Here is an 8,118-nt window from a genome sequence, read left to right on the forward strand (position 1 = left end):
TGGACGTTCCGGCGGCATCGCGCCGGGCAGCATCATCGGCGCGCCGATGGCGCCGTGCCGGGTTGGCGCCTCGGCCGGAGCCGTCGCTCCGCGACGGATGGCACCCGGCGTCGGTACGGCGGCCGCCGCAGCCGGAACGACGAGGGTGCCGGGCTGGGTCGCGGCCGGCAGGGTCACGGTCCGCGATCCGGTGGAGGCGAGCGCCACGGCGGGCGTCGCGATGGGTCCGGCTCCACCGGTTGAGACCTGGACAGGGTCCATGGTCGGACGATAGGGGCCGAGCAGCGACACGACGGCGCCGGGCATGGCGGCGAGCGCGCTGGCCGGCCGGCCTGGCCGGCCCTGCCGCTGCTGCGAGGCGGCCATCATCTGCGCGTAAGTGAGATTTCCGGGATCACTGGGCGCGGCGGCGACGGGCTCGTTGTCGAGTTCCTCGCCCGCTTCGATATAGACCGGTCCGCGACCGCGACGGCGACATGTCTGGTCGCGGATGTTCGGGGGCGCCGAGGACAGGTCGTTGGCGATCCCGTCGAGACCGACGCCGGAACCGCCCGAGACGAAGTGGCGCTCGAAGAGGCCCGCCGCCGTTTCCGCGCGGCCGCGGGCCGAGGTCGCGCCCAGCACGACGACGATGAGCTTGCGGCCGCCGCGGGTAGCGGTGGCCACGACGTTGAAGCCGGAGGAGCAGGTGAAGCCGGTCTTGAAGCCGTCGGCGCCCTGATAGCGGCCGATGAGGTGATTGGGGTTGCGCATGACGCGGGTGCCGAAGCGGATCGCCGGCATGCGCCAGAGCAGGGAATGCTCGGGGAATTCGCGCATCATCGCATAGGCGAGGAGCGCCATGTCGCGGGCGGTGGTCTGCTGGCCGGCGCCGGGCAGGCCGTTGGGATTGATGAAGCGCGTCGCGGACATGCCGAGCCGACGGGCTTCGGCGTTCATCATGGCGGCGAAGTTCTCGACCGATCCGCCGAGGCCCTCGGCGATCGTCACCGAGACGTCGTTGGCCGATTTGACCATGATCATCTTCAAGGCGTTGTCGAGCGTGACGACCGTGCCGGGACGGAAACCCATCTTCGAGGGCGCCGAGCGAAAGGCGCGCTGGGATACGACGAGGCCGGTATTCATGGTGGCGCGACCGGCCTGCACCTGCCGGAGCGCAACATAGGTCGTCATCATCTTGGTGAGCGAGGCCGGCAGCCAGGGCGCGCCGCCCCGGTCGGATTGCAGCACCTGACCGGTCGCGGCATCGACGACGATGGTCGGGCCCAATTGCTGGGCGCCGGCGGCGGAAGCGCTGACGAACAGCGCGATCACGCCGGCAAGACAAGGGATGCTGATCCGCAAGAGCATGGGCCTTTTGGGAATGTCGCCGCGATCTCGACCCTGTTTACCTGCTTCGGGCTCGCTTCGCCAAGGGCGAAGACAATGGCGTCGCGGGGAAGGGTCGGCGGCGTGCCGATGGGAAACTGTCCAGACGGCGAGAAGAACAGCTTCAACGCGGCCAAAGCATGGCGGCGGCGGCCGGACAGGGCCTGCCATGCGCCGGACGGCGGATGGCGAAACGCGGCCCATCTCCCTAAAATGCGGCATCTCATCACCAGATTGGGGATACGCCACCATGACCGCCTGCATCGTCGGCTGGGCTCATACCGCCTTCGGCAAGCTTGAGACGGAAACCGTCGAGAGCCTGATCATCCGGGTGGCCAACGAGGCGCTGGACAATGCCGGCATCGGCCCGGACGACGTCGACGAGATACTGCTGGGGCATTTCAACGCCGGCTTCTCGCCGCAGGACTTTACCGCCTCGTTGGTGCTGCAGGCCGATCCGCGGCTGCGCTTCAAGCCGGCGACCCGCGTCGAGAACGCCTGCGCCACGGGTTCGGCTGCCGTGCATCAGGCGGTGCGCGCGGTGAAGGCGGGCGATGCCCGTGTCGTGCTCGTCGTCGGCGTCGAGCAGATGACGAAGACGCCTGGACCGGAGATCGGCAAGAATCTCCTCAGGGCCTCCTATCTCCCCGAAGACGGCGACACGCCGGGAGGCTTCGCCGGCGTCTTCGGCAAGATCGCCCACAATTACTTCCAGCGCTGGGGCGACCAGTCCGACGCCCTCGCCATGATCGCCGCCAAGAACCACAAGAACGGCGTCGAGAACCCCTATGCGCAGATGCGCAAGGATTTCGGCTACGACTTCTGCCGCACCGAGAGCGAGAAGAACCCCTTCGTCGCCGGTCCGCTGAAGCGCACCGACTGCTCGCTGGTCTCCGACGGCGCGGCGGCGCTCGTCATCACCGACACCGCGACCGCACTGAAGATGAAGAAGGCGGTCGCCTTCCGCGGCCATGCCCATGTGCAGGACTTCCTGCCCATGTCGAAGCGCGACATCCTGAAGTTCGAAGGCTGCACCAGGGCCTGGGGCAAGGCGCTCGGCGACGCCGGCATCGCCCTCTCCGACCTCTCCTTCGTCGAGACCCACGACTGCTTCACGGTGGCCGAACTCATCGAATATGAGGCGATGGGTCTCACCCCCGAGGGCCAGGGCGCCCGCGCCATCCTCGAGGGCTGGACGCAGAAGGACGGCAAGCTGCCCGTGAACCCCTCCGGCGGCCTCAAGGCCAAGGGCCACCCGATCGGCGCCACGGGCGTGTCGATGCACGTGCTTTCGTCCATGCAGCTGATGGGCGAGGCCGGCGGCATCCAGGTGAAGGACGCCAGGCTCGGCGGCATCTTCAACATGGGCGGCGCGGCGGTGGCCAACTATGTCAGCGTGCTGGAGCGGCTGCGCTGAGAAGCGGGTCGCGCCTCAGAGCTCGGCCGCCGATGGGACTGCCGGCACGCCGGGCCCCGACACCGCCCTGGCCGCCAGCACGGCCCTGATCACCGCCGCCGCCGTCACCTGCGCGGCGATAGCGCCAAGCGCCATCATGTTTCCCGTCACGCCGCTCTTGCCCGTGGCCACGCAGAACATCGTGTCGCCGTCCCACATGGTGTGGATGGGATCGATGGTGCGGGCGAGACCGTCGTGGCTCTGCTGGGCGATCTTGGTCGCTTGGGCCTTGGTCAGCTGGGCGTCGGTCGCGACGATTCCGATGGTGGTCGCCATGCCGGCCTGGAGGGCAGGCGGAAGTTCGCCGCGCAGGATGGCCCGGGTCAGGCCAAGGCGGCTGCGGCCGTCCTCGGTCCGCGTACCGGCAATGACCTCGCCCGACCGGGGATCAATGACGTCGCCGACGGCATTGACGGCCACCAGCGCGCCGACGGTGACCTTGCCGACCTTCACCGAGGCCGTGCCGATGCCGCCCTTCATGGCCCGCGCCATGCCATAGGCCTTGCCGACGGTGGCGCCGGTGCCAGCGCCGACCGACCCCTCGGCCGGCGCCTCGGCCGTCGCGGCCGCGCAGGCCTTGTAGCCTGCTTCGGCATCGGGTCGGATGCGGTGGTCGCCCATGCCGAGATCGAACAGGATCGCCGCAGGCACGATCGGTACGCGGGCGGGACCGGCGGGAAAGCCGATGCCCTTTTCCTCCAACCAACGCACCACCCCCGTCGCTGCCTCGAGGCCGAATGCGCTGCCACCGGACAGCATGATCGCATGGACACGATCAACGAGGTTGGTGGGATTGAGAAGGTCGGTCTCTCGGGTGCCGGGCGCGGCGCCGCGGACGTCGACCCCGGCAGTTGCGCCCTCCTCGGTCAGGAGCACGGTGCAGCCGGTGGGCCGGCGCGTCTCGGTAAAGTGGCCGACCTTGATGCCGGCGACGTCGGTGATAGCGCCGCCGAGCGGCGCGGTGCGGCCGGGAGTTTGTGCCTCCGCCCGTCCGATGAGGGCTGAGAGGGCCCCGAAACCGAAGAGAGCAGCCGTCGCGTCGCGCCGATCCATGGTCGCCTCCGTAAGTGGTGGGGACAACAACCTAGACCGTGCCGCGCTGGCCGTGAAGACCGCGGCCTCAGGCCCCCTTCGGCCGGAAGGCGATGCAATGGGCCGGGTTCGTCTCCAGCCGCGGCCCCTCGATCAGGTCGATGCAATAGGGGATGGCCGGCATCACCGCGTCGAGGCATTCGCGGATCGATGACGGCTTGCCGGGCAGGTTGACGATGAGCGAGCGGCCGCGGATGCCCGCCGTCTGCCGCGACAGGATCGCCGTGGGCACGACCCTGAGACTCACCTGCCGCATCAGCTCGCCGAAGCCAGGCATCATCTTTTCGCAGACCGCCTCGGTGGCCTCCGGCGTCACGTCACGGACGGCCGGGCCGGTGCCGCCGGTGGTAAGGATGAGCGGGCAATGTTCCCGGTCGGCGAGGTCGATCAGTGCCGCCGCTATGGCTTCACGCTCGTCGGGGATGATGCGGGCGACGGGGTGCCAGGGCGAGGCGAGGAGGTCGGTGAGGGCCGCGACGATGCCGGGGCCGCCCTTGTCCTCGTAGATGCCGCGGCTGGCCCGGTCCGAGACGGTGACGACGCCGATGGGAATGGACGAGATGCTCATCCTCTTCCCATAGCGCCGGTCGGGCGCCCGCTCAATGCGGCGAAGGCGGCGCGGCTCAGGCTCGTGTCGATCTGCAGGACGTCGGTGCCGCGCGCGGCGCTGTGGCGCAGGCTCTCGCCCGTGCGGATGAACCCGGCCTTCTCCTGCACCCGCAGCGAGCCGGGATTGTCGGCGAAGGCCCCGGCGACGAGGACGTCGATCTGCGGGTCACGGAAGGCGATGCCGGCCATGGCGGTCACCGCTTCGGTCGCAAGGCCGCGGCCCCAATAGGGCCTGCCGAACCACCAGCCGATCGTCGCGCTGCGGCCCTCGCGGGTGAAGCTGATCATGCCGGCGAGCGCATGCGGCTCCTTTTGCCGCGCCACGGCGAGGGCGAGGGACGAGCCTGCCAGGTTGGAGGCCAGCACGTCGCCGATGAAGGCCGAGGCATGGGCTTCGCCATAGGGATGGGGCACCGCCACCAGCATGCGCGCCACCGCGAGGTCGCCGGCATAGAGGGCGAGGCGCGGCACGTCGGCAAAGCCGGGCTGGCGCAGGACCAGACGTCGCGTGGCGAGCGGGACAATGTCCAGCCATGGCGATGCGGAAGGCGGGGACATGGGGTCTCCGAGGGGTGCCCGCCGGTATGGATCCGGCGGGCTCTGCCTGCAAGGCCGTGCGTTCAGCGGCGCTCGCCGAGGACGACCCTCGGTGCCGAACGCCTGAGGATCGGGTCCCGCCAGGCCTTCAGGCTGGCCCAGAGCGGCCGATCGAGGCGGAACTTGTCGACCGGTACGGAACTCGCCAGCAGCCTCGAGCGGGTGAGGCCTGCCCCGATCCACTGGAAACCACATTTCTCGATGACGCGCCGGGAGGAGGGATTGACGACGCGGGCACGGGCGGACACCGCCTCGGCGCCGCGGTTGGTGAACAGGTGGTCGACGACGGCGCGGGCGGCCTCCGTCGCATAGCCGTGGCTCCAATGGGCGGTGCCCAGCCAGTAGCCGATCTCGGGATCACCGAGTTCAGGCATTACGAAGCCCGTCGCACCGATCGGCGCGCCGTTGGACTTGAGGGTAATCAGAAAGGGATGGTCCTGGGATGTCCAGGCGTTGGTAATCCAGCTCTCCGCGTCCTTGACCGCATAGGGGTGCGGAAGATTGGCCGTCATTTCGGCGATACGTCGGTCGTTGGCCATCGCCACGACCGCCGGGACGTCCTCGAAACGCGGCACACGGAGAACCAGCCGCTCCGTCTCGAGGACGGGCATACAGCTCTCCAGCAATTCGCCGCCGCAGCGGCCTTCCAGTTGGGTTTCCAGGGCAGTCATGGCACGGGCTCCTTGCCTCGCCGGTGGCCGGGCCTGGAGCCATTCCAGGACCGAAAAGAAAAAGAGGCGCCGGCTGGTTTGCCGGGCGCCCCTTGATCCTCGATCCTTCGATCAGCGGAGCGGCCTGGCGAACTCGCCGGCGGCTCCGATGTCGGTGCCGCCTGCTACTCTGCGGCGGCAATCATCGGAACAACCGACACGTAGGTACGGTTATTCGCTTTCGTTCGGAATTCTACGCGGCCGTCCGTGGTCGCGAAGAGCGTGTGATCCTTGCCGAGCCCGACATTGGTGCCGGGATGGAACTTGGTGCCGCGCTGGCGCACGAGAATGTTGCCGGACACGACCGCCTGGCCGCCGAAGCGCTTGACGCCGAGACGCTGTGCATTCGAATCGCGACCGTTCCGAGACGAGCCGCCTGCTTTTTTGTGAGCCATGAGGAGCTCCCGATTCCGTTATGTCTTATAAGACGTCTGATTCACGAGGATGGCAACAGCAGGACGCTGCTTACCAGTCCTCACCGGATTTCTGCTCGGCCTGATCGGCCTTGGCGCGCGGCGGCTTTCCCGCCAGCAGCTCCTTGGCCTGCTCGACCCATTCTTCCCGCTTGGCGCGGCCGCGGAGCGCGAGCTCCTGGTCCTTCGCCTCGACGTCGGCATCGGTCCAGGAAGCGATCTGCTCCCAGGTGGTGATGCCGGCGGCGCGCAGCTTCTTCTCGATCGTCGGGCCGATGCCGGCGATCAGCGACAGGTTCGACGTGTCCCGGCCACCGCCGGCCGGCAACCCGGCGATGCCCAGCGGCATGGCGTCGGCCGGTTTCGCGGCAGCGGCCCTGGAGGGCTTGGCGCCACCGACGAGGATCTCGGAGATGCGGACGATCGTCAGGTCCTGGCGATGGCCCTTCTTGCGCTTCGAATTCTGGCGGCGGCGCTTGCGGAACGAAATCGTCTTCGGGCCGCGGGCCTGGCGGACGATTTCGGCGGACACCGAGGCGCCGGCCACGAAGGGCGCGCCGATGGTGGTGCCGGCCTCACCGCCGAGCATGAGAACTTCGGGGAACAGGACCACGTCGCCGGCTTCGGCTTCGAGCTTCTCGATCGTGATCGTGTCGGCGGCGGCAACCTTGTACTGTTTGCCGCCAGTCTTGATGACTGCGTACATCGTCTTCGTCCTTGTCTCGACGGGCCTTGGCGCGACCCTGCGAGGGGCTGGCCGGCCGTCTTCTTGTTTGGTCTTGCCATCCCCAGGGGGACGGTTGATTTTCGATCCGGACGGACAGAGGCCCGCAAGGTGCGCGCAACCTGCATGTCCGGAAGGCGGGTCAATGATGGAAACCGCCGCCCGAGTCAAGGAAAACCCTGCGGCGCCTCGGCTTTTTATCGCGCCGGGACGACACCCGCACCGCCGCCGCGGCGTCCCGGCGGACCGGTTTCACCGGAATTCTCGGCCACCGGTGAAACCCGCGCTTGAATGCGCCGCCCCGTTCCGCTATGCCGCGCTTCGCTTCAACAGCCGGTGATGGTTTGCTCCATCGCCCATGCGACCGCGGAGAGGTGGCTGAGTGGTTGAAAGCACCGCACTCGAAATGCGGCATACGGGCAACCGTATCGGGGGTTCGAATCCCTCCCTCTCCGCCATCCTTTCTGTCTAAGCGACGACGATAAAGACGTTTTTTCATTGTCGCGCCGAGCCAGGCCCAGTTCTGCTCCCAATCGAGAGATTTGCCGCGCCCGACAGGTCGCGCTCATGGAGGCTTGGCTGAAACTTGTCGAAGCGCAGGAAACTCCGGTCGTCCTGCGCAGGATTGCCTGAAGGCGAAAGCCGCAAGGGCCTTCGGAGAGCCCTCATGGGAGCCGCCCAGTCTGCGGGCGTCGTACCGCGCCCACTGCCCAGAGATGGCGCCGCTCACAAGAAATTCCCGCCGCGTCTCCACCCAAGTGAGTGCGGCGGTAATCGCCGCGTCGGCCCCCCTCCCGCAGTCTGTGGCACCGACCCGACGGCACAAAGCCCCAGCCGGGGGGCTGGGGCTCTGGGGACCACGGCGGTTGGGTGCGGCGGCTTACTCGCAGACGCGGACGGTGCGGCGCTCCATGCCGTAGGGACCCTCGACCCAGCGGCGCATCGTGTAGCACTCGCGCGCCTCATAGGCCCGGGCGCGGCTGGAGGCGACGGCGCTGCCGACGATGAGGCCGAAAGCAAGGGCGCCGATGCCAAGGGCGGCGTTGCGCGAGCGGGCCTCGGCCGGCGGCGCCATGGCGAGCGACAGGGTGGCGGCGGCGACGGCGGCGAGAGCGAAGGTCTTGAAGCGGGTCATGGCGGTGGTCCCTC

At 68.6% G+C, this 8,118-nt stretch carries 8 protein-coding genes, 1 tRNA gene and 1 pseudogene; 2 read left to right on the forward strand and 8 right to left on the reverse strand.

Annotated features, from left to right (window positions below; translation table 11 throughout):
• Positions 1-1,350 (reverse strand): D-alanyl-D-alanine carboxypeptidase family protein (locus tag Q8O26_RS07950; RefSeq protein WP_305574970.1); only part of this gene is annotated, 1,350 nt, incomplete at its 3' end.
• 268 nt (positions 1,351-1,618) lie between these two features.
• On the opposite strand from Q8O26_RS07950, the gene Q8O26_RS07955 reads away from it, so the two are divergent.
• Positions 1,619-2,785, forward strand: coding sequence for an acetyl-CoA acetyltransferase (locus Q8O26_RS07955; protein ID WP_305574971.1), 1,167 nt, complete (start codon positions 1,619-1,621; stop codon positions 2,783-2,785).
• 15 nt (positions 2,786-2,800) lie between these two features.
• Here Q8O26_RS07955 and Q8O26_RS07960 read toward each other — a convergent pair whose 3' ends face one another.
• The 6 genes from Q8O26_RS07960 to rplU all read right to left on the reverse strand — a co-directional run bounded on the left by Q8O26_RS07960 (position 2,801) and on the right by rplU (position 6,951).
• Positions 2,801-3,877 (reverse strand): P1 family peptidase, encoded by a 1,077-nt coding sequence (locus Q8O26_RS07960; protein WP_305574972.1) that lies wholly within the window; start codon positions 3,875-3,877, stop codon positions 2,801-2,803.
• Positions 3,878-3,944: 67 nt separating this feature from the next.
• A complete protein-coding gene (mog, locus tag Q8O26_RS07965; protein ID WP_305574973.1) occupies positions 3,945-4,484 on the reverse strand; it encodes a molybdopterin adenylyltransferase in 540 nt (179 codons plus the stop codon).
• Positions 4,481-5,083: a GNAT family N-acetyltransferase gene (locus tag Q8O26_RS07970; RefSeq protein WP_305574974.1), complete on the reverse strand. Its 603-nt coding sequence runs from the start codon at positions 5,081-5,083 to the stop codon at positions 4,481-4,483. Before Q8O26_RS07970 ends, mog begins: the two co-directional genes overlap by 4 nt.
• A gap of 62 nt (positions 5,084-5,145) precedes the next feature.
• Positions 5,146-5,793 (reverse strand): GNAT family N-acetyltransferase, encoded by a 648-nt coding sequence (locus tag Q8O26_RS07975; RefSeq protein ID WP_305574975.1) that lies wholly within the window; start codon positions 5,791-5,793, stop codon positions 5,146-5,148.
• A gap of 164 nt (positions 5,794-5,957) precedes the next feature.
• Positions 5,958-6,227, reverse strand: a complete 270-nt coding sequence (gene rpmA, locus Q8O26_RS07980; protein WP_305574976.1) for a 50S ribosomal protein L27 — start codon at positions 6,225-6,227, stop codon at positions 5,958-5,960.
• Positions 6,228-6,297: 70 nt separating this feature from the next.
• Positions 6,298-6,951: a 50S ribosomal protein L21 gene (rplU, locus tag Q8O26_RS07985; RefSeq protein ID WP_305574977.1), complete on the reverse strand. Its 654-nt coding sequence runs from the start codon at positions 6,949-6,951 to the stop codon at positions 6,298-6,300.
• A gap of 386 nt (positions 6,952-7,337) precedes the next feature.
• On the opposite strand from rplU, the gene Q8O26_RS07990 reads away from it, so the two are divergent.
• Positions 7,338-7,427: transfer RNA gene (locus Q8O26_RS07990), tRNA-Ser, on the forward strand.
• Between the two features lie 422 nt (positions 7,428-7,849).
• Here Q8O26_RS07990 and Q8O26_RS07995 read toward each other — a convergent pair.
• Positions 7,850-8,118: pseudogene (locus Q8O26_RS07995) on the reverse strand (hypothetical protein); the annotation flags it as partial.

Source organism: Phreatobacter sp., from assembly GCF_030691135.1.
Taxonomy (GTDB): Bacteria; Pseudomonadota; Alphaproteobacteria; order Rhizobiales; family Phreatobacteraceae; genus Phreatobacter.

Bases quoted from the DNA above. Each gene is read 5' to 3' on its own strand.
- Q8O26_RS07960 (WP_305574972.1), bottom strand. From the start codon at position 3,877: ATGGATCGGCGCGACGCGACGGCTGCTCTCTTCGGTTTCGGGGCCCTC.
- Q8O26_RS07955 (WP_305574971.1), top strand. From the start codon at position 1,619: ATGACCGCCTGCATCGTCGGCTGGGCTCATACCGCCTTCGGCAAGCTT.
- mog (WP_305574973.1), bottom strand. From the start codon at position 4,484: ATGAGCATCTCGTCCATTCCCATCGGCGTCGTCACCGTCTCGGACCGG.
- Q8O26_RS07975 (WP_305574975.1), bottom strand. From the start codon at position 5,793: ATGACTGCCCTGGAAACCCAACTGGAAGGCCGCTGCGGCGGCGAATTG.
- Q8O26_RS07970 (WP_305574974.1), bottom strand. From the start codon at position 5,083: ATGTCCCCGCCTTCCGCATCGCCATGGCTGGACATTGTCCCGCTCGCC.
- rplU (WP_305574977.1), bottom strand. From the start codon at position 6,951: ATGTACGCAGTCATCAAGACTGGCGGCAAACAGTACAAGGTTGCCGCC.
- rpmA (WP_305574976.1), bottom strand. From the start codon at position 6,227: ATGGCTCACAAAAAAGCAGGCGGCTCGTCTCGGAACGGTCGCGATTCG.